This is a genomic window from Salinisphaera sp. LB1, assembly GCF_003177035.1.
In the GTDB taxonomy this organism is placed as follows: Bacteria; Pseudomonadota; Gammaproteobacteria; order Nevskiales; family Salinisphaeraceae; genus Salinisphaera.
Map to the genome: position 1 here is coordinate 2,571,458 of NZ_CP029488.1, position 18,907 is coordinate 2,590,364.

19 protein-coding genes are annotated in these 18,907 nt (G+C 66.8%); 12 read left to right on the forward strand and 7 right to left on the reverse strand.

The window, feature by feature from the left end:
* Positions 1 to 21: 21 nt before the first annotated feature.
* Positions 22 to 321 (forward strand): metal-sensing transcriptional repressor, encoded by a 300-nt coding sequence (locus SALB1_RS19725; RefSeq protein WP_109994012.1) that lies wholly within the window; start codon positions 22 to 24, stop codon positions 319 to 321.
* Between the two features lie 12 nt (positions 322 to 333).
* On the opposite strand, the gene SALB1_RS11560 is transcribed toward SALB1_RS19725, so the two are convergent.
* Genes SALB1_RS11560 through SALB1_RS11570 form a run of 3 tightly spaced genes read right to left on the reverse strand, consistent with a single transcriptional unit; the run spans position 334 to position 2,441 of the window.
* Positions 334 to 744: a DUF6691 family protein gene (locus tag SALB1_RS11560; RefSeq protein ID WP_109994013.1), complete on the reverse strand. Its 411-nt coding sequence runs from the start codon at positions 742 to 744 to the stop codon at positions 334 to 336.
* Positions 741 to 1,181, reverse strand: coding sequence for a YeeE/YedE family protein (locus SALB1_RS11565; RefSeq protein ID WP_222843030.1), 441 nt, complete (start codon positions 1,179 to 1,181; stop codon positions 741 to 743). The genes SALB1_RS11560 and SALB1_RS11565 overlap by 4 nt, the downstream gene beginning before the upstream one ends.
* Before the next feature lie 21 nt (positions 1,182 to 1,202).
* Positions 1,203 to 2,441, reverse strand: coding sequence for an FAD/NAD(P)-binding oxidoreductase (locus SALB1_RS11570; protein WP_109994014.1), 1,239 nt, complete (start codon positions 2,439 to 2,441; stop codon positions 1,203 to 1,205).
* A 139-nt stretch (positions 2,442 to 2,580) separates the two neighbouring features.
* Here SALB1_RS11570 and SALB1_RS11575 point away from each other — a divergent pair, with 139 nt between their 5' ends.
* The 6 genes from SALB1_RS11575 to cydC all read left to right on the forward strand — a co-directional run bounded on the left by SALB1_RS11575 (position 2,581) and on the right by cydC (position 9,815).
* Positions 2,581 to 3,450 (forward strand): MBL fold metallo-hydrolase, encoded by an 870-nt coding sequence (locus SALB1_RS11575; protein ID WP_109995401.1) that lies wholly within the window; start codon positions 2,581 to 2,583, stop codon positions 3,448 to 3,450.
* 113 nt (positions 3,451 to 3,563) lie between these two features.
* A complete protein-coding gene (locus SALB1_RS11580; RefSeq protein WP_109994015.1) occupies positions 3,564 to 5,000 on the forward strand; it encodes a cytochrome ubiquinol oxidase subunit I in 1,437 nt (478 codons plus the stop codon).
* A gap of 12 nt (positions 5,001 to 5,012) precedes the next feature.
* The gene (locus SALB1_RS11585) at positions 5,013 to 6,056 is read left to right on the forward strand and encodes a cytochrome d ubiquinol oxidase subunit II (protein WP_109994016.1); all 1,044 of its coding nucleotides are present in this window, start codon (positions 5,013 to 5,015) and stop codon (positions 6,054 to 6,056) included.
* Positions 6,056 to 6,289, forward strand: coding sequence for a hypothetical protein (locus SALB1_RS11590; RefSeq protein WP_109994017.1), 234 nt, complete (start codon positions 6,056 to 6,058; stop codon positions 6,287 to 6,289). Before SALB1_RS11585 ends, SALB1_RS11590 begins: the two co-directional genes overlap by 1 nt.
* 26 nt (positions 6,290 to 6,315) lie before the next feature.
* Positions 6,316 to 8,097 carry a thiol reductant ABC exporter subunit CydD gene (cydD, locus tag SALB1_RS11595; RefSeq protein ID WP_109994018.1) on the forward strand — a complete coding sequence of 594 codons (1,782 nt, stop codon included), beginning with the start codon at positions 6,316 to 6,318 and terminating at the stop codon, positions 8,095 to 8,097.
* The gene (gene cydC / locus SALB1_RS11600; RefSeq protein ID WP_109994019.1) at positions 8,094 to 9,815 is read left to right on the forward strand and encodes a thiol reductant ABC exporter subunit CydC; all 1,722 of its coding nucleotides are present in this window, start codon (positions 8,094 to 8,096) and stop codon (positions 9,813 to 9,815) included. Before cydD ends, cydC begins: the two co-directional genes overlap by 4 nt.
* A 79-nt stretch (positions 9,816 to 9,894) precedes the next feature.
* Here the strand turns inward: cydC and SALB1_RS11605 are convergent, their stop codons facing one another.
* The 4 genes from SALB1_RS11605 to SALB1_RS11620 all read right to left on the reverse strand — a co-directional run bounded on the left by SALB1_RS11605 (position 9,895) and on the right by SALB1_RS11620 (position 12,819).
* Positions 9,895 to 10,344 (reverse strand): protein tyrosine phosphatase family protein, encoded by a 450-nt coding sequence (locus SALB1_RS11605; RefSeq protein ID WP_109994020.1) that lies wholly within the window; start codon positions 10,342 to 10,344, stop codon positions 9,895 to 9,897.
* A gap of 86 nt (positions 10,345 to 10,430) precedes the next feature.
* Positions 10,431 to 11,315 (reverse strand): MBL fold metallo-hydrolase, encoded by an 885-nt coding sequence (locus tag SALB1_RS11610; protein WP_109994021.1) that lies wholly within the window; start codon positions 11,313 to 11,315, stop codon positions 10,431 to 10,433.
* A 134-nt stretch (positions 11,316 to 11,449) separates the two neighbouring features.
* Positions 11,450 to 12,319, reverse strand: coding sequence for a hypothetical protein (locus SALB1_RS11615; RefSeq protein ID WP_145961310.1), 870 nt, complete (start codon positions 12,317 to 12,319; stop codon positions 11,450 to 11,452).
* Positions 12,316 to 12,819: an RNA polymerase sigma factor gene (locus SALB1_RS11620; RefSeq protein WP_109994023.1), complete on the reverse strand. Its 504-nt coding sequence runs from the start codon at positions 12,817 to 12,819 to the stop codon at positions 12,316 to 12,318. The genes SALB1_RS11615 and SALB1_RS11620 overlap by 4 nt, the downstream gene beginning before the upstream one ends.
* 500 nt (positions 12,820 to 13,319) lie before the next feature.
* On the opposite strand from SALB1_RS11620, the gene miaB reads away from it, so the two are divergent.
* The 5 genes from miaB (at position 13,320) to lnt (ending at position 18,874) form a co-directional block, all read left to right on the forward strand.
* Positions 13,320 to 14,723 (forward strand): tRNA (N6-isopentenyl adenosine(37)-C2)-methylthiotransferase MiaB, encoded by a 1,404-nt coding sequence (gene miaB / locus SALB1_RS11625; protein ID WP_179950662.1) that lies wholly within the window; start codon positions 13,320 to 13,322, stop codon positions 14,721 to 14,723.
* Between the two features lie 91 nt (positions 14,724 to 14,814).
* Positions 14,815 to 15,765 (forward strand): PhoH family protein, encoded by a 951-nt coding sequence (locus SALB1_RS11630; protein ID WP_109995403.1) that lies wholly within the window; start codon positions 14,815 to 14,817, stop codon positions 15,763 to 15,765.
* A gap of 2 nt (positions 15,766 to 15,767) precedes the next feature.
* Positions 15,768 to 16,229 carry an rRNA maturation RNase YbeY gene (gene ybeY / locus SALB1_RS11635; protein WP_255414383.1) on the forward strand — a complete coding sequence of 154 codons (462 nt, stop codon included), beginning with the start codon at positions 15,768 to 15,770 and terminating at the stop codon, positions 16,227 to 16,229.
* Between the two features lie 74 nt (positions 16,230 to 16,303).
* A complete protein-coding gene (locus SALB1_RS11640; RefSeq protein ID WP_109994025.1) occupies positions 16,304 to 17,158 on the forward strand; it encodes an HlyC/CorC family transporter in 855 nt (284 codons plus the stop codon).
* Between the two features lie 165 nt (positions 17,159 to 17,323).
* On the forward strand, positions 17,324 to 18,874 hold the full coding sequence (gene lnt / locus SALB1_RS11645) for an apolipoprotein N-acyltransferase (protein WP_109994026.1): 1,551 nt from the start codon (positions 17,324 to 17,326) through the stop codon (positions 18,872 to 18,874).
* The last annotated feature ends 33 nt before the right edge of the window (positions 18,875 to 18,907 follow it).

Genomic DNA, 18,907 nt, shown 5'->3' on the forward strand with positions numbered 1-18,907 from the left:
CGTTAAACGTCGGAGCTTGCAATGGCCGATCTGGCAGATACTGCAAACGATCCGGAGTGGGAATCCAACAAGGCGGCGCTCGTGCGCCGGCTCAAGCGGATCGAGGGCCAGGTGCGTGGTCTGCAGGCGATGATCGAGCGCGATGCCGAATGCGAGGATATTGCCGTGCAGATGTCGGCGGCCCGCAAGGCGCTGGATCGGACGTTCTACAACATGCTGTCCTGCGTGATCGAGCATGAGTTGAACTGTCACGGGCTGGACGCCGAGGATGCCCGCGAGCGGCTCAAGTACGCCACCGAACTGCTCGCGCGCTACGGCTGAGCACGGTTGGTCTCAACGTGCCCGCCAACCGGCGACACGGCCGCCGATAACCAGCGCGGCCACGAAGATCAATGCTTCGTGCGGGTTGAAGGTCAGTGCCGCCAATGCCGGGCCGGGGCAATAACCGGCCAGGCCCCAGCCGATGCCGAACAGCGCTGCGCCCAGCGCCAGCCGGTGGTCGATATCGGTCGCGGTCGGCCAGTGCATGGCCGTGTCCGCCCAGGGGCGGCGCCAGCCGCGCAAGACGGCAAACGCCGGGACGGTCACCAGCAGTGCGCCCCCCATCACCAGCGCCAGGCTCGGATCCCAGCCGCCGACCAGATCCAGGAATGCCAGGACCTTGTCCGGATCCGCCATATGCGACAGGCAGAGTCCGAAGCCGAAGACCAGGCCCGCCGCGATCGCGATCAGGTGCTGTTTCATGACGATACGCCCAGGCCGTGACGCAGGATGATGGCGGTGATGATGCCGCAGGCCATGAACACGGCCGTGGCCGTGAGCGAACGCTTCGACCGGCGGGCGATGCCGCAGACGCCGTGGCCGCTGGTGCAGCCCGAGCCGAGTCGGGTGCCGGCGCCCACCAATAGCCCGGCGAGTATCAGCAGCCATGGCGGGAACCCATGGCGAACCGGGATATCGCCGGGCCAGAGCGCCACATAGACCCCGGCTCCGGCGACCAGTCCGATGAGGAAGCTGGCCCGCCAGCCACGGCCCGACTCGGCTGAAAACAGGCCGTGGACCATGCCTGAGATGCCGGCGATGCGGCCCAGCCCGGCCATGAGCAGGACGGCACCGGCGCCGATGAGCAACCCGCCGCCGAGCGCGATGCCGGGGGTGAAGTTCGTGATGGGGGTCAACACGGCGATCCTCTTGCGTGATGGTCAGACGGTCAGGTCGGCCCGTGGCTTGGGTTTCGGCAGAGACCACGGCTTGCCCTGGAGCATTACGTGCCAATACAGCCACGGGAAGAAGCGCGTCTTGAGGGGCCAGTAAATCCGGCGCGGCTGGGTCGGATCGAGCGGAAAGCTCGATACGACTTCGCCGCCGTAGCGGAACTCGGCCAGCAACATCCGGCCGTGGGCGACCGTCAGCGGACAGGCGCCGTAGCCGTCGTATTCCTGGGCGGTGGCGGCGGCACCCATGGCCTTGCGCAGCGCCGAGACCACCACCGGAAACTGCCGGCGTACGGCGGCCATGGTCTTGGCATTGGGCGTGTCGGTACAGTCGCCCAACGCGAAGACGTTGTCGTAGCGCGTATGCGTGAGCCGGTTCCTGTCGACCGTCACCCAGCCGGCCTCCCCGGCCAGCGGGCTGTTCTTGATGACATCGGGCGCAGACTGCGGCGGTACCACGTGCAGCATGTCGAAATCGGCGGTGACCGTACCGCCCTCGGTATCGAACGTCGCCTGCTGTGCGGGGCCGTCCACGGCCACCAGATTATGGCCGAACCGAGGCGTGGCGCCGTAGCTGGCGATGATCTTGTCCAGTTCGCGCGCGTAGGCGGGGACGCCGAACATGGCGCCGCCCTGGTTGTAGAAGTCGATGCTCGCCTTCACGCCGCGCCGGCGCAGGGTGTCGGCGGTCAGATACAGCGCCTTCTGGGGCGCGCCGGCGCATTTGATCGGCATCGCGGGCTGGGTGAACAGGGCGTGGGCGCCTTCGCCCAGGCTTGTCGCCAGCTCGTGCGTATAGGGCGCCAGGTCATAGCGATAGTTCGAGGTCACGCCGTTGGCGCCCAGGGTGTCGGTCAGCCCCTCGATGGCGTCCCAGTCGATCTGCAGGCCCATGGCGACCACGAGGTAGTCGTATGCCAGCGTCGTCCCGGAAGCCAGCGTCAGGCGATTGTGATCCGGATCGAAGCCGGCCACCGAGTCCTTGATCCAGGTGGCGCGATTCGGCATGACATCCGCGGTGCGCGCGCGCGTGTCCTCGGCGCGCATGTCGCCGCCGCCGACCAGTGTCCAGCCGGGCTGGTAATAGTGGGTTTCGCTCGGTTCGACGATGGCCACGTCGAGATCGGCATCGGCTCGCAGCAGGGCCGCGGCCACTGGAATGCCTGCCGTGCCGCCCCCGGCGACCACCACGCGGTGTTTTTTCTGGTGTTCATCGTGGTCGCTCATGCTCCGCTCCTGATGGTTGAAAGCATACCCCCGAGGGTATAAATTAAATAAAAAGTATATGCAAATAAGCAAAAGGCATATGTAGCTCACGACCCGTGGGTCGTGCGACATCATATTCTCCGTGATCGAGGAACGTTCGATGGCCAAGGCCAGCCCGGAAGTCGCAGGCTTCCACGATGACAAGACAGGTAGCGTGCAATACGTCGTGATCGACCCTCAGACCGACCGGTGCGCGATCATCGATCCGGTCTGGAACTACGACGAGGCGTCGGCGCGAACATCCACAGTCTCGATCGACGAGATCAGTGCCTTCATCGCCAGACGTAGACTCACGGTGGACTGGATTCTGGACACCCACCCCCATGCCGATCATTTCTCGGCCGGCGTGCTCCTGGGTGAGCGCTATGGTGCACCGCGCGCGATCGGCGAGAAGGTCGTCGAAGTGCAGAAACTGTGGCAGACGATCTACAACTTCGGTGCCGACTACGCGACTGACGGCCGGCAGTGGGACCGGCTGTTCGCCGATGGCGATGCGTTCAATGTGGGTGCGCTGGAAGGGCGTGTCATGTTCTCGCCCGGCCACACGCTGGCTTCGATCACCTATGTGATCGGCGACGCGGCGTTCGTGCACGACACCCTGTTCATGCCCGACAGCGGCACCGCGCGGGCGGATTTCCCCGGCGGCGACGCGCGCACGCTGTACCGCTCGATACAGCGTATTCTCGAGCTGCCGGATGCCACGCGCCTGTTCGTGGGCCACGATTACCGGCCGGGCGGGCGCGAGGCGCGCTGGGAGTCGACCGTGGCCGAGCAGCGGGCGCGCAACAGCCATCTGCGTGACGCGCCCGGCGAGGACGCGTACGTCGCCATGCGCGAGGCGCGCGACGCTACGCTGCCGCTGCCGGCTTTGATGCTGGCCGCGTTGCAGGTCAACACGCGCGGCGGGCGTTTGCCCGAATCCGAGGATGATGGCCACTCGTATCTGAAGATCCCGCTCAACCGGTTCTGAGCCCGGTTGCCGCGGCCATGGTCGGCGCCTGCGACAATGCGTCGCGACCGGCCGGATCTACGACCATGGTATTATCTTGCATTGGCGAAACCTTTAGAAAGGGTTGATGCGATATGGAAAGTGCAACCGCGATCATGCTGTCCCGTCTGGATTTTGCGTGGGTGGCGAGCATGCACTTTCTCTACCCACCGCTGACCATCGGCCTGGCGCTGCTGTTGTTTTTGGCCGAATGGCGGTGGCTGCGTACCGACGACGACACGTGGTACCGGCTGACCCGGTTCTTCGAGAAGCTGTTCATCATCAATTTCGGCGCCGGGGTTGCGACCGGCGTCACCATGGAGATGGCGTTCGGCATTCTGTACGGTCCGTTCTCCCAGGCCGCCGGGCCGTACTTCGGCAACGTGCTCGGCTACGAGACGATCACCGCCTTCATGTACGAGGCCGGCTTCATCGGCCTGATGATCTTCGGCTGGGGCAAGATCAGCCGCCGCATGCATCTGTTCTCGACCTTCAACGTGATGCTGTCGTCGACCCTGTCGGCCTTCTGGATCATGAACGCCAATTCGTGGATGCAGACGCCGACCGGCGTGGAACTGCGCGACGGCATCTTCCACGTGACCGACTGGGGCGCGGCGATTTTCAACCCCAATTTTCTGCCGTCGTTCGCCCATATGTGGGTGGCTGCGGTCGAACTGGCGCTGTTCGTGGTGATCGGCGTCAGTGCCTGGTACTTGCTCAAGAAACGGCATGAAGACATGTTCAGCCGCCCGCTGGCCTATGCGTTGGTGGCGGCGGCCCTGGTCGCCCCGCTGCAGGTATATCTGGGCGACGATCTCGGCCAGGTGGTCGCCGAGCACCAGCCCGCGGCGCTGGCCGCGATGGAAGGCCATTACCACACCTACGCGCCGGACGGCAGCGTGAACACCGGTTGGCACATCGTGGCCTGGCCGGACGACGCGGCCGGCGAAAACCGCTGGGCGCTCACCATCCCGCACGCGCTCAGCCTGATCGAGACACATACCTGGAACGGCAAGGTGCCGGGCCTGGACCAGACCCCCAAGGCCAACCGGCCGCCGGTATGGATCCCGTTCTACGGCTTTCGTGTGATGCTGGCAATCGGTTTCTTCCTCGTGCTGGTGGCGTTCTGGGGCGTCTGGATGGTTTATACCCGACGCCTGTTCTCGGCCGGTGGTCGCGCGCGCCGGTGGTTCCTGCGAACGGCCGTGTTCAGCGCGTTCCTGCCGTTTCTGGCGATATGGACCGGCTGGTGGACGCGCGAGGTCGCGCGCCAGCCCTGGCTGGTCGACGGCATGATGCGCATCGAACAGGGCGTGAGCCGCATGACCGTGGCCGAGGCCGCCATCTGGCTGGTCGGCTTCATTATCTTTGAACTCGTGGTGTGGTTTTTCACCTGGTACTTCATGGCCAAGGTGATCCGCCAGGGCCCCGACCTCGAAGCGCCGGTGCTACGCGGCGGGGACGATGCGATCGGGCATCTCGAATCCCAGCCGGGCGCTGACGACGCGCGCCCGGCCTACGAACGGCCGTAGAGGAAAGACGTCATGCCTGCGGATATCGGAGAACTGCACCTGTTCGTGATCTATGCGTGGTGGTTCGCGCTGGGTTTCAGCCTGCTGCTCTACATCATGCTCGACGGGGCGGATCTGGGTGCCGGGGTGTTCTCGCTGTTCGTGCGGGACCCGGATGAGCGCGGCGGCATCATGGCCGCCATGGCCGGCACCTGGGATGCCAACGAAACCTGGCTGGTGGTGGCCGGCGGCGTGTTGTTCGGTACGTTTCCGCTGGTTTACGGCTCCGCCTTCCACTATCTGATGCTGCCGCTGATCATCGTGCTGTGGAGCATCATGATGCGCGCCATCGCGCTCGAGTTCCGGCATCATTCCGAGCGCAGTGCGCATCTCTGGGATGGCCTGTTCGGTGTCGCCAGCCTCACCACGCTGTTCTTCGCCGGCATGGCGATGGGCGCGGTGCTCGAAGGCTATCCGCTCACCGAGGGCAACGTGCCCACCTATGCCGGCGGCATGTTTCGTTTCATCAGCCCGTTCAGCCTGTGGACCGGCGTCGGCGCCGTGGTGGCGGCATCCCTGGCCGGCAGCCTGTTCATCCGGGCCCGGTTCGAGCGTACCGAGGCCATCCGCCGGCATGCCGCGCGCTGGGTCGATCGTTCGTTCTATGCCTCGCTTGTGGCGGTGGTGGTGACCGTGGTCTGGAGCCTGCTGAAATTCCCCTGGGCGGCGGACAAATGGCTGGGGCCCTATTTCTGGGTCTGGGGCCTGGTGGCGCTGGCCGTGGTCTATGCCGTGGTCCGCATGCGGCGTTCGTCGCGTCACGGTCGTGATCTGTTCGCCATTCTGTGGCTGAACGCGGCCATCGCCATCATGTGGCTGGCGATGATGTTCACCATGCTGCCGTGGCTGGTGCCCAACACCTGGACGATCTACGACGCGGCCAGCCCGTCGGTGTCGCTGGTGACGTTCACCATGGCCATGGGCGGCTTCCTGCCGGTGATGCTGATCTACAACTGGTATCAGATCTGGGTGTTCCGGGCCCGCATATCCAAGCTGACCGGCTACGGTCACCACTGATGGGCCGGGCGCGTCCCGAATCGCAGGGCCGCCGCGGCTGGGCCTGGTGGCCGGTGGCGCTGGCCGCTGCATTTCTCGTGCCACCGGTGGCAGGGCTGGTTCTTATCGCACGGTTCTTCGGCGGCCTGGGCCCCGGTCTGTGGCTGATGGCGGGCGTGGTGTTTCTGTTCGCGGTCACGCTCGTGGTGGGCCTGGCGCGCGCCGAGCGGGCGGCGCCGAAGTCGCGCCGCTGAGCCGCGGAGCGCGGCGTCAGTTGCCGATGTCGGCCAAGACTTCGAACAGCACGCGGCGTGGCCCGGAAGGATGGCTGCGCGCGCACCTGGCCGGCCATCGGGCGTTGTTGTTCGGCGCGGTCGCGGTTGGGTTGATCGATGCGCCGCTATTGATCGCCCAGGCCTGGCTGCTGGCGCTGATCATCAATGCCGTGGCCATAGACGGGCAGGGACTGGACGCCGTCATGCCCTGGTTGTGGTGCCTGCTCGGTGTGTTCGCGGCCCGCGTGTTGACGGGCATACTGCGCGACGGGCTGGCATTCGAAGGCGCGGCCCGGATCAAGCATCGCCTGCGCGAGGCCCTGTTCGAGCACTGCATCGCACTCGGGCCCGACTGGGCGCGCGGCGCCCGCAGCGGCACGGTCTCGCATCTGCTGGCCGATGCGATCGAGGCCATGGACCGCTACTACCGCGATTATCTGCCGCAGACGATGCTGGCGGCGGTGCTGCCGATCGTATTGTTGTTGGTGATCTTTCCGAACGACTGGGTTTCGGGGTTGATCCTGTTGATCACGGCCCCGCTGGTGCCGTTTTTCATGGTCCTGATCGGCAAGGGAACGGAAGCGCTCAACCAGCGCCAGTGGCGCCGGCTCGCACGCCTGAGCGCGCATTTCTTCGATGCCATCGAAGGCCTGACCACGCTCAAGCTGTTCGGCGCCAGCCGGCGCGAACTGGATGCCGTGGCCGCCATGTCGGAAGGGTATCGGCGCGAGACGCTGGCGGTGCTGCGGCTGGCCTTCGTGTCGTCGCTCATCCTCGAATTCCTGACCACGCTCGGCATCGCCATGGTCGCGGTGTATATCGGGTTCCGGCTGTACTACGGTGAGATGGCGTTCTGGCCCGGGCTGTTCGTGCTGCTGCTCGCGCCCGAGTTCTATCGCCCGCTGCGCGACATGGGCGCGCAATACCATGCGCGCATGGAGGCGATCGGTGCTGCCGAGGGGCTGATCGAGGTCTTCGCGCGTCAGCGCCCCGAAGACACGGCCAGCCGCGCGGCGGGTGAGGCGATCTCTCGCCCCGAACGTATCGAATGCCGCGATCTGGCGTTCGCTTATGCCGACGGCGCGCCGGTGTTCAGCGGCGTGGATCTCGCGCTGCGCCGCGGTCGCCGCATTGCCCTGGTCGGCCCCAGCGGGGCAGGCAAGACCACGCTGGCGCATCTGCTGCTGGGATTTCTGCGGCCGCAGGCCGGCGCTATTCGGGTCGACGGCGTCGATCTCGCAAGCCTGCCACGCAGCGTCTGGCTGCAGCAGGTCGCCTGGGTGCCCCAGCGCCCGACGCTGTTCCACGGCACCCTCGCCGACAATATCCGGCTCGGCTGTGCCGACGTCGATGACGCCGCGGTGGCCCGGGCCGCGCGCCAGGCCAACGCTGACGCCTTCATCGAGGCACTGCCCGACGGCTACGAGACCGTGATCGGCGATCGTGGCCAGGGCCTGTCGGGTGGGCAGATCCAGCGCATCGCGCTGGCGCGGGCTTTTCTCAAGGACGCGGCGCTGGTGGTGCTGGACGAGCCGAGCGCCAGTCTCGATCCGGCCAGCGAAGCGGCGATCACCGACGCCGTGGCGCGGCTGGCCGCGGATCGCATGCTGCTGATCATCGCCCATCGGCTGGATACGGTGCGCGAGGCCGACGAGATCCTGCTGCTGGCCGACGGCGCGATCGCGGAGCGCGGCCGGCACGACGCGCTGATGGCCGCCGATGGCCGCTATGCGCGGCTCTGGTCGCTTTACCGTGCCGACGATGCCTTCAGCGGGGTTCGGTCGTGAACGACTGGCGCCGTCTGCTGGCGCTCGCGCGGCCCTATCGCGGCATGCTGTGGCTCGGTATCGGGCTGACCACGGCCGTGGTGCTGGCCAACGTCGCGCTCATGGCGCTCGCCGGATGGTTCATCACCGGCATGGCGCTGGCCGGTCTCGGGCTCGGCACGATCAATTATTTCGCGCCGGCGGCCGGCATCCGCGGGCTGGCGATCGTGCGGGCGATGGGGCGATACCTTGAACGCCTAGTCACGCACGATGCCACGCTGCGACTGCTGGCGCGGCTGCGCGTGACCTTCTATGCCGGGCTCGAACCGCTGGCGCCGGCCGGCCTGCAACGCTATCGCGGCGGCGACCTGCTCAGTCGCATGCGCGCGGACATCGACACGCTCGACAACTTCTACCTGCGCGTGATCGCGCCGAGCCTGGCGGCGGCAGCGAGCATCGTGCTCGTCAATGGCTTCGCCGCCTGGTTCAGCCCGGCGGTGGCACTGGTCAATGCGATCGGCCTGCTCGCGGCCGGATTCGTGCTGCCCTGGGCCGCCTATCGGCTGAGTCGCTCGGGCGGGGCCGAGCGCCGCCGCGTGCTGGCGGACCTGCGCGCGACCGGGGCCGACAGCATTCGTGGCCTGGGCGAACTCTGGGTGTATCAGGCCACCGCACGCCAGGCCGGGCGCATCCGTGGCCTGTCGCGCCGGCTGCTGGCGGTGCAGCGACGCGACGCCTGGCGCGAGGCGATCGCCGACGCGGCATCGGCGGCCATCGCCCGCGCGACGCTCTGGGTGGTCCTGGTCGCGGCAATACCGCTGGTCGGGCAGGCCGCGATCGACGGCCCGGCACTGGCCATGCTCGTGTTTCTGGTCATGGCGAGCTTCGAAGCCGTGGCCCCCTTGCCGGCGGCGTTTCGTGCGCTGGCCGAGACACGCGCCGCGGCCCGGCGGATCTTCGAGATCATGGACGCCGAGCCGGCCGTGTCGGACCCGCCGGCCGATGCCGCGCCGCCGCAGCGTTTCGATGTCGTGCTGCGCGGGGTATCGCTGCGCTACGAGGAGGCCGCGTCATGGGCGCTGGACGGCGCGAATCTCACGCTTGCGCCCGGCCGCACGCTGGGGCTGGTCGGCGCCAGCGGTGCCGGCAAGACCAGCGTCGTGAACGCGATCCTGCGGTTCTGGCCGTATCAGGCCGGGCGGGTGGACATCGGCGGTACGGCGATCGAGCGCTATGCGGCCGGGACGGTGCGCGGCTGGTGTGCGGTGGTCAGCCAGCACACGCATCTGTTCAATGCCAGCGTGGCCGATAACCTGCGTATCGCCCGGCCTGAGGCGGGCACGGACCAAATGCAGGCGGCCCTGGCGCAGGTCGGCCTGTCACCGCGGGTGGCCGCCATGCCGCAGGGGCTGGATACATTCATCGGCGAGGCCGGCGCGCGCCTGTCCGGCGGCGAGGCGCGCCGGCTGGCGATTGCCCGCGCCGTGCTCAAGGACGTGCCGATCCTGATCCTGGACGAGCCCACCGAGGGGCTCGACGCGCGATCCGAGGCCGATGTGCTGGCGGCGTTGTCACCATTGATGGCAGCGCGGACGACGCTGGTGATCACGCATCGGCCGTCGGTGCTGCGTTATGTGGACGAGATCGCCGTGATCGAAGCCGGCCGGATCGTGGAGCAGGTCGATCCGCGCGCAGCCACCGCCGAGGCGCGGTTCTGGCGCCATCTGCGCCTCGCCTGAGGCGAGTGCGGCGGCGGATCGAGGCCGCACGCGCTGGCCCCGCGACGCCCCCAATGTTTATAAGTGCCGCCCGGCGCTGTCACCGGAGCTTGTTTCGCGTGGCCTCGTACAACGGCGATTGTGGGTCAAGGCCGGTGCTCAGGCCGATGTCGAGTGCGCGCTCGGCGCTTTCACCGTGCAGGTGGCAGGCACGGTAGGCCATGAGCGCGCCGACGCGATTGCTGCTGGCACAGTGCACGAGCGCCGGCGTGCCGCCGGCCGCGGCGAGGGCGTCGTCGAGGTCGCGGGCTTGGCGATCGTCGATGTCATTCGCCCCCGCAACCGGGATATTGACGTAACGCATGCCGGCGTCGGCCACTACGCGGGCTTCGTCGAATTCGTCGAATTCGCCGGCCGGGCGCAGGTTGACCACGGTCTTGACCCCGGCTTGGCCCGCGGCGACGAGTTGTGCCCGGTTCGGTTGCCCCGCGGTCACGATATCGGCGCCGAAGTGGCGGGCGTTCTTCAGATCATTCGGGTAATCGGACATGGCGCGATCCTGGTGCTCTGTCGGTTGCAACGATAGAGGGCTGCCGGCGGTTTCGGCCGACAGCGCGAAGCCTGCGGCGCCCCAGATTACAAGGTATCCAGTGGAATTTTCAGGTAGTGCACGCCGTTGGATTCTTCCGGCGGCAGATGGCCGGCCCGCATGTTGACCTGAACCGAGGGCAGAATCAGCCGCGGCATGCCGAGCGTGGCGTCGCGCGCCTCGCGCATGGCGACGAATGCGTCTTCGGTCACGCCTTCATGCACATGGATATTGTGGCGCCGCTGTTCGCCCACGGTCGTTTGCCAGCGATATTCGCGCCGTCCCTCGGGCAGATAGTCGTGGCACAGGAATACACGGGTTTCGTCGGGCAGGGCCATCAGCTTCTGGATCGAGCGATACAGCGTGCGTGCATCGCCGCCGGGGAAATCGCAGCGCGCCGTGCCATAGTCGGGCATGAACAGGGTGTCGCCCACGAACACCGCGTCGCCGATGATATGGCTCATGCAGGCCGGGGTATGGCCGGGCGTATGGATGGCCCGGGCCGTTATCGAGCCGATCGTGTATTCGACGCCGTCCGCGAACAGCTGATCGAACTGGCTGCCATCGCGTTCGAACTCGGTGCCGGCGTTGAAGATCTTGCCGAATACATCCTGCACGGTCCGGATATGTTCGCCGATGGCGAGTTTGCCGCCCACCTGCTGCTGGATCCATGGCGCGGCCGACAGATGATCGGCGTGGGCGTGGGTTTCCAGCAGCCAGTCCACGGCGAGGCCCCGTTCGCGTACGGCGTCGACGATGCGCTGGGCGTTGTCATGACTGATGCGCGCGGCATTGGGCTCGTAATCGAGCACGGAATCGATGATCGCGCAGTGGTCGGTGGCGGGATCGTTGACGATATAGCTCACGGTATTCGTGGCCGAATCGAAGAAGGCCTCGACCTGGACCTCTTCGGTGAGTGCCGACGTCGTCATGACGCATCTCCTCTCATAAGCGGGTGAACCGCAATGGCTCCACGATAGGTCGCCGTCGAGACCCGCGCTTGATCTGAATCAATCCGGCGCCACGGCGGCGTTGCCGTATTGCGAGAGGCCGGTGGCGCGAAAACTCAGAGTCCGCTGGCGGGTTGCCGGCGCGGCGACGTGCTGCGCTCGACCGGTTGTTCGGCGGCAGCGGGCGCCTGCTGCTGCGGTCGCTTGACGGTCGGGGAGATCTGCGGACGATCGCCGGCCTGGTCGTTGGTCTGGTCATTGGCCTGGGCATTGCTGCCGGGGTGTGCCGCGATCTCGGCCAGCTCGTTGAGCGTGGCGGGTGGCAGATTGCCGGTCAGCGCATAGTCGCGCCCCTGCGCCTGCCAGCGGGCCAGGGCAACGCCCGAGGGCGAGATCATGTCGGGTGCGCCCTGTGTGGTGCCGGACTCCGCACGTGTATAGATCGTCACCCGTTTGCCGGCTGCATTACGATATTCATAGGCGGTGAGCGACTCGCCGCCCGCCGTGGTGACGACGTGTCGATCGTTAAAGCGATAGCCCGCGCGCGACAGATCGGGATGCGCCGGCCGGCTGGGGCTGCGCGCGGCCGTGTCGACCGCGGGCTGGCGATCGGCGAGACGCGCGACCTGCTGGCCGAACGTGTTCGGCACGACGCCCGGCGGCGTGGATGTCGACGCCAGCCCGCGCAGCCACCAGCCGCCGGCGGCCGACAGGCCGATCACCGCGACCAGACCGGCGCCCGCCAGCCAGCTTGCGGGTGACGCATTGTGGCCATGCAACAAGCGCGGCGGAATGGGTTCGTCGAGCACTGGATCGTAGCGCTGCGCGAGCGCCAGGTCGTGCTCGGCGTCGCGCGCGGCGCGCTCGGCGATGCGCGGGTTGGCGGCCAGATAGCGTTCGATCGCCGCGGTGCCGGTGATGCGGTGGCCGGCGCGGTAGTAAGTCACGCACTGTTCGTAGTCGATCGCCACGGCGGTTGCTCTCATCTTCGCGCCGCGGCCAGCGGCGGCGTGTCTGGCTCGGCCTGCATCAGCTCGTTGAGCTGCTGACGTGCCCGCGACAGGCGCGAGCGGAAGGTGCCGACGCGAATACCGAGCATGCGCGCACCATCGCGATAGCTGGGCTGTTCGAGCGCGGCCAGCATCAGGATGGCGCGATGCTCGGGCGACAGACGGTCCATCGCGGCCAGCACGTCGCGACAGTGCAGCCTCAGGCCGTTCGACGCGCTGCGGTCGCGCGGGTCGAGCGCGACCGTATCGAGCGCTATCAGTTTCTCGCGGTCGCGCGTGGGCGCGGGGTGGCCGTCCAGATACAGCCGATACAGCACACGGAACAGCCAGCCGCGCAGCCGGCCGTGCGGGCGCCAGAGATGACGCTTGCGCCAGGCGCGTTCCAGCGTGTCCTGCACCAGGTCGTCGGCGGCTTCCCTATCCCGCAGCAATGCGCGCGCATAGCGCCGCAGATGGGGGACTTCGGCTTCGATCATGCCGGGTTCGATCACATGCCCTCGCTCATGGCGCGCTCGGTCGCCGGTCCTCGGTTCAGCGCCTGTTCCAATGGCGCCTCAGCCTACCAACGATCGAAAACGCGATGGGTTCCCTCACCGCGCAGTATGGAACCCGGCGCCCCGGCGCCCTGTTACATCGGAAACAGATATCGAACAGGCCGCGCGGCGGCCAAGCGAGATTCGTCCATGGGCGGTTCTGCATCGCGTATTCATGCATTCGACTCGCTGCGCGGGCTGTCTTTTACTGGCGACGTTGGGGCTGTGCTTCGGGGTCAGCGATCTGGCGTATCGCAGGATCGAGCAATCGGCCGTGCAGCTGTCGCGCGTGGCCGCCGATCGGGTCGGGCGCGCCTGCGAGTATGCGTCGTCTGCACTGGCGCGGTGTTGGAGACGACCGTTCCAGGCCGTGCCGCTACGGTGCGGGCGGCAGAATGGGTTAAACTGTGCGGTCATTTACCGATCCCAACGGTTCGATCGCAATGTCGGAAACGGTGGAAAACAGCAGCGCGCCGAAGGTGTTCGTGGCCACCTGGGGCTGCCAGATGAACGAGTACGACTCGGCCAAGATGGTCGACGTGCTGGCCAAGAACCGCGGCGCAACCCGCGTGGGCACGCCCGAAGAGGCCGACATCATCCTGCTCAACACCTGCTCGATCCGCGAGAAGGCGCAGGAGAAGGTGTTTTCGCAGCTCGGCCGCTGGAAGCCGTTGAAAGACGCGAATCCGGATCTCGTAATCGGCGTGGGCGGCTGTGTCGCCTCGCAGGAAGGTCACGCCATTCGCGAGCGCGCGCCGTTCGTGGATATGGTTTTCGGCCCGCAGACACTGCACCGGTTGCCGCAGTTGCTGGACGATATTGCGGATAACGGTGCCGGTATCGTCGATATCGCCTTCCCCGAAATCGACAAGTTCGATCACCTGCCGCCGGCGCGCGCCGAAGGTGCAACCGCGTTCGTGTCGATCATGGAAGGCTGCTCCAAGTATTGCAGCTTCTGTGTCGTGCCCTACACGCGCGGCGAGGAAATCTCGCGGCCGTTCGACGACGTGATTCTGGAAGTCGCCGAGCTGGCGGAGCAGGGCGTGAAGGAAATCACGCTGCTGGGCCAGAACGTGAACGGCTATCGCGGGCCGATGGAAGACGGCTCGATCTGCGATCTGGCGATGCTGGTCGAGTTCGTGGCCGAAATCGACGGCATCGAGCGCATCCGCTATACCACCAGCCATCCGCTGGAATTCTCGGATGCGCTGATCGAGGCCTATGCCCGCGTGCCGAAGCTCGCCAATTATCTGCATCTGCCGGTGCAGTCCGGCTCCAACGCAGTGCTGGAGGCGATGAATCGCGGCTATACGGTCGAGCACTTCATCGAGCGCATCGAGAAACTACGCGCGGTGCGGCCCGACATCAGCCTGTCGACCGATATCATCGTCGGTCATCCGGGCGAGGGCGCGGCCGAATTCGAGGCGACCATGGATCTGGTCGAACAGATCGGTTTCGACGCAGCGTTTTCCTTCGTCTACAGCCCGCGCCCGGGCACGCCGGCGGTCGACATGGCGGACGACGAACCACGCGATGTCAAGAAAGCCCGGCTCAAGCGTCTGCAGGATCGCATTGCCGACTTCAATCGCCAGTACATGGTGAACATGGTGGGTACCACCCAGCGTGTGCTGGTCGAGCGCGAATCCAAGCGCGGCGGTGGCCAGATGGCCGGGCGCACCGACTCCAATCGCTGGGTGAATTTCGAGGGCCATCCACGCATGGCCGGTCATTTCGTCGAAATCGAGATCACCGAGGCCTTGGATAATTCGCTGCGTGGCCGCATAAAGACGACAGAGTCGGCGGTCGAGGCCAGGGATCCGGCTGTGGATCTGGCCGCGATCGAATAATCCTGCGATCGTCACGTATGCGCAGCAACCACGCCGAGGCAATTTGGCCGATAACACCGTAAGAAAGACACTGGAGCTCGAGCCGCTCGACATGGAACGGCTTGCGCATTTGTGTGGACCGCAGGACGAGCATCTGCGCCTGATCGAAAAGACCCTGAACGTGGCCGTGCACAACCGCGGCCATCTGTTCCAGGTCGACGGGGCGAACGGCGCCGCCGAGGCGGCGATCGATACGCTCAACGAGCTTTATGCCGCCACCGCCAGTGGGCCGATCGCGACCGATCGCGTCCATGTGGTTGCGCGTACTGCGGAACAGGAGCGCGAAGATGCGGCCGCGACCGCCTCGGGCGATGACGAATCGCCGCGCGAGGTGATGATCAAGACGCGCACCGGGCTCGTGCGCGGGCGCGGTCCGAACCAGCGCCGCTATATGGCGCGCATGGCCGACAACGATCTCAACTTCGGCATTGGCCCGGCCGGCACCGGCAAGACCTATCTGGCTGTGGCCGCCGCGGTCGATGCCCTGGAATCCGAACGGGTACGCCGGCTGATGCTGGTGCGCCCCGCGGTCGAGGCCGGCGAGAATCTCGGTTTCCTGCCGGGCGATCTGGCGCAGAAGATCGACCCCTACCTGCGCCCGCTTTACGATGCGCTCTACGAAATGCTCGGCTTCGATCGGGTCAGCCGGCTGATCGAGCGCCAGGTGATCGAGGTCGCGCCGCTGGCCTATATGCGCGGGCGCACGCTCAACGAGGCCTTCATCATTCTCGACGAGGCCCAGAACACCACCGTCGCGCAGATGAAAATGTTTCTCACCCGCATCGGTTTCGGCTCGACTGCGGTGGTCACCGGCGACATGACCCAGATCGACCTGCCGCCGTCGAAGCAGTCGGGGCTGTCGCATGCGGTCAAGTTGCTCTCGGGTATCGACAACATCAGCGTGACCCGGTTCGTTGGCCGCGATGTGGTGCGCCACCCACTGGTCCAGCGCATCGTGGCGGCCTACGAACGGGATGCCGAGAACGACGGCGGGGCCGGCTGACGGTGATCGATTTCAATCTCGTCGCCGCGCCCGGTGTACGGGCCGAGTACGACGAGCGGGCATTGATCGACGCCGTGGCGGCCGTGCTGGACGAGGCGGGCCTCAAGCGCGAGCACGATGAGGTCAGCGTGGATGTGCGCCTGGTCGACGAGGCCGAGTCCGCCGAGTTGAACGGCCGCTTTCGCGACAAGCCGTATGCCACCAACGTGCTATCGTTTCCAGCGGATGCCCGGCTGCCCGGTTTCGTCGCGCTCGGCGATCTGGTGATCTGCATGCCGGTGGTGGCCCGGGAAGCCGCCGCGCAGGGCAAGACCATGGATGCGCATCTGCTGCACATGGTCGTTCATGGGAGCTTGCACTTGCTGGGCTTTGACCATATCGGCGACGATGAGGCCGATATCATGGAAGCGGCCGAGCGTCGCGTCATGGCGCGGCTGGGCCATAACGACCCATACGCAGCCTAGCCATCGCCAGGCGCGTATAGCGGCCGGCGATCACACAACACGGATTTGAGGAGGCGGCTCGGGCCGCGTTTACCATGAGCGACGACGACGACAGCGATCAGTCCAGTCGGGGCTGGCTGCGCCAGATCGGCATGAGCCTGGCGGGCCCGCCACGCGATCGCGATGAGCTGATCGAGGTGCTGCGCGAAGCCCAGGAGAATGCGCTGCTCGACGTCGATGCCCTGTGGATGATGCAGGGCGTGCTCAAGGTTTCCGAGCTCCAGGTGCGCGACATCATGGTGCCGCGCTCCCAGATGGTGGTGATCGATTCGGATGCGGACGCCGCCGAGATCCTGTCGGTGGCCACCGAATCCGGCCATTCGCGGTTTCCGGTGATCGGCGAATCGCGCGACGAGGTCGTGGGTATTCTGCTGGCCAAGGACATGCTGAGCCTGACCGAGTCGGACGGCGCGGATAAAGCCTTCGATCTCACCACTGTGCTGCGCCGGGCGGTCTATGTGCCCGAAGCCAAGCGGGTGAATGTGCTGCTCAAGGAATTCAAGGCTTCGCGCAACCACATGGCGGTGGTGGTGGATGAATACGGTGGCGTGGCCGGGCTGGTCACCATCGAGGATGCGCTCGAGCAGATTGTCGGCGAGATCGACGACGAATACGACCAGACCGAGGGCGCGAACATTCTTCGCCAGGAGAAGAATCGATATCAGGTCAACGCGCTGACGCCGATCGACGAATTCAATCGCTACTTCGGCACCGCGTTTTCGGACGACGAGTTCGATACCCTCGGCGGCCTGGTCATGCACGAGTTCGGCCATATGCCCAAGCGCGGTGAAACCACCATCATCGACCGTTTCCAGTTCAACGTGCAGCGCGCCGATTCGCGCCGGATTCATCTGTTCCAGATGACGGTGTTGCCCGAGGCCCCCGAGTAGGCGGCGGGCCGGGGCGGGCATGGCAATGATGTCTGTTGCCGTTCCATACAAGACCGCGCCGTTCGGTGTGACCCGCCTTGACCGGGGCCCGCCGCGGCCGGCGGTCGCTGTTTTGCGTGGCGCGGGCCCCGGACCGGGTATGCGTGGCGTGCGCGCTGGCCCGCCGTGAAACAGCAGCCAACCCTGGGCCTCCATTGCGTCGTCGATTTGTTGATCCCGGCCGCACTCGGCGGCCTGGCCACGCTCGGCTTCGCGCCGTGGAATCTGTATCCCGTCACCCTCGTGGCGCTGGTCGGGCTGATTGCGCTGTGGCGCCCGGTCGGGCCGGGCCGGGCGGCCTGGCGTGGCTTTGTGTTCGGCGCGGCGCATTTCGGCACCGGTATCTACTGGGTGTATGTCGCGGTGCATGGGCATACCGGCGCGGCGCTCGCCGGGCTGAGCGTTGCGTGTCTGGTGGCTTATCTGGCCTGTTTCCCGGCGCTGGTGGGGGCCGTTGCCGGCGCCACCCATCGGCTGGCGCCGACGCTCTGGGCGCTGGCGGCGGTCCCGGGCGCGTGGTGCTTCGCCGAACTGCTGCGCGGCTGGCTGTTTTCCGGTTTCCCCTGGCTGTCGCTGGGTTATATCACCATTGCGGCGCCGCTCAATGGTCTCGCGCCGATGGTCGGCGTCCACGGGCTGAGCGCTGCCTTGATGATCGCCGCCGGTGTGCTCTGGCTGTTGTATACCGGCACACTGTTCGCGCGCCTGGTGGCGCTCGTGCTGATCGCGATCCTGCCGCTGGTGGTGTGGTCCGTGCCGTCGCCGGCCCACTGGACCCGGCCGCTGCACAAGACACTGCGTGTGGCGGTGATCCAGGGCAACATCGCCCGGGCCGGCCAATGGCGCGCGGTCACGCTCGGGCCCGCGCTGCGCCGCTATCGCGCCATGACACGGCGCACGAACGCGGACCTGGTGGTCTGGCCGGAGGTGGCGATCCCGGCCTCGGCGGCGCAAATCGACGGCTATCTGTCGCAGTTGAATGCGGGCGCGACAAAACGCGGTCAGACGGTGCTGGCGGGGCTGTTCTGGCCCGCGGATCATGGTCGGGGTCGGTACAACAGCGTGCTGGCGCTCGGCGTCGGTCAGGGACGCTACGACAAGCGTCGCCGGGTGCCATTCGCGGAAACGATGCCGGGCCCTTCTTGGCTTGCCCGGTGGGCGACGGGGCCGGGCGGACGCACGGTTGCCGGGGCGCCCGACCAGCCGCCGATCCGGGCCCACGGCATCACGCTCGGAGTCTCGATCTCCTTCGAGGACGTGTTCGGGCGCGATATCCGCCGTGAACTGCCGGGTGCCGGGCTGCTGGTCAACGCGACCAACGACAGCCGGTTCGCCGGGACCACGGCACTCGTGCAGCATCTGGAAATCGCCCGCATGCGCGCCCTGGAGACGGGCCGGCCGCTGGTGCGTGCCGCCAACACCGGCATCAGCGCGATCATCGGCTTCGACGGTCGGGTGCTACACGCGGCGCCGGTCGATCAGGGCGCCCGTTTGATCGGCGAGCTTGCGCCGCGCACAGGCGCCACGCCCTATGTGGTCCATGGCAACCGCCCGTTGTGGTGGGCGAGTGCGGGCGTCGTGTTGCTCGCCTTGCTGGCCAGCGCCGGTCTGCGCTGGCAGGCATCACGTCGCCGACGGCCGGCGGAAAGACGCCGCGCGCTGCGCGAAAGAGTCTGAAAAACAGGCGGGCAACGCGGGCGGGGCGGACAG

Excerpts from the sequence above, each read along its gene's own strand:
- cydD (WP_109994018.1), top strand. The coding sequence starts at position 6,316 with ATGTCGGCCAAGACTTCGAACAGCACGCGGCGTGGCCCGGAAGGATGG.
- SALB1_RS11560 (WP_109994013.1), bottom strand. The coding sequence starts at position 744 with ATGAAACAGCACCTGATCGCGATCGCGGCGGGCCTGGTCTTCGGCTTC.
- SALB1_RS11575 (WP_109995401.1), top strand. The coding sequence starts at position 2,581 with ATGGCCAAGGCCAGCCCGGAAGTCGCAGGCTTCCACGATGACAAGACA.
- SALB1_RS11585 (WP_109994016.1), top strand. The coding sequence starts at position 5,013 with ATGCCTGCGGATATCGGAGAACTGCACCTGTTCGTGATCTATGCGTGG.
- SALB1_RS19725 (WP_109994012.1), top strand. The coding sequence starts at position 22 with ATGGCCGATCTGGCAGATACTGCAAACGATCCGGAGTGGGAATCCAAC.
- SALB1_RS11630 (WP_109995403.1), top strand. The coding sequence starts at position 14,815 with ATGGAACGGCTTGCGCATTTGTGTGGACCGCAGGACGAGCATCTGCGC.
- SALB1_RS11580 (WP_109994015.1), top strand. The coding sequence starts at position 3,564 with ATGGAAAGTGCAACCGCGATCATGCTGTCCCGTCTGGATTTTGCGTGG.
- SALB1_RS11615 (WP_145961310.1), bottom strand. The coding sequence starts at position 12,319 with ATGAGAGCAACCGCCGTGGCGATCGACTACGAACAGTGCGTGACTTAC.
- SALB1_RS11640 (WP_109994025.1), top strand. The coding sequence starts at position 16,304 with ATGAGCGACGACGACGACAGCGATCAGTCCAGTCGGGGCTGGCTGCGC.
- miaB (WP_179950662.1), top strand. The coding sequence starts at position 13,320 with ATGTCGGAAACGGTGGAAAACAGCAGCGCGCCGAAGGTGTTCGTGGCC.
- SALB1_RS11570 (WP_109994014.1), bottom strand. The coding sequence starts at position 2,441 with ATGAGCGACCACGATGAACACCAGAAAAAACACCGCGTGGTGGTCGCC.
- SALB1_RS11590 (WP_109994017.1), top strand. The coding sequence starts at position 6,056 with ATGGGCCGGGCGCGTCCCGAATCGCAGGGCCGCCGCGGCTGGGCCTGG.
- SALB1_RS11610 (WP_109994021.1), bottom strand. The coding sequence starts at position 11,315 with ATGACGACGTCGGCACTCACCGAAGAGGTCCAGGTCGAGGCCTTCTTC.
- SALB1_RS11605 (WP_109994020.1), bottom strand. The coding sequence starts at position 10,344 with ATGTCCGATTACCCGAATGATCTGAAGAACGCCCGCCACTTCGGCGCC.
- SALB1_RS11620 (WP_109994023.1), bottom strand. The coding sequence starts at position 12,819 with ATGATCGAAGCCGAAGTCCCCCATCTGCGGCGCTATGCGCGCGCATTG.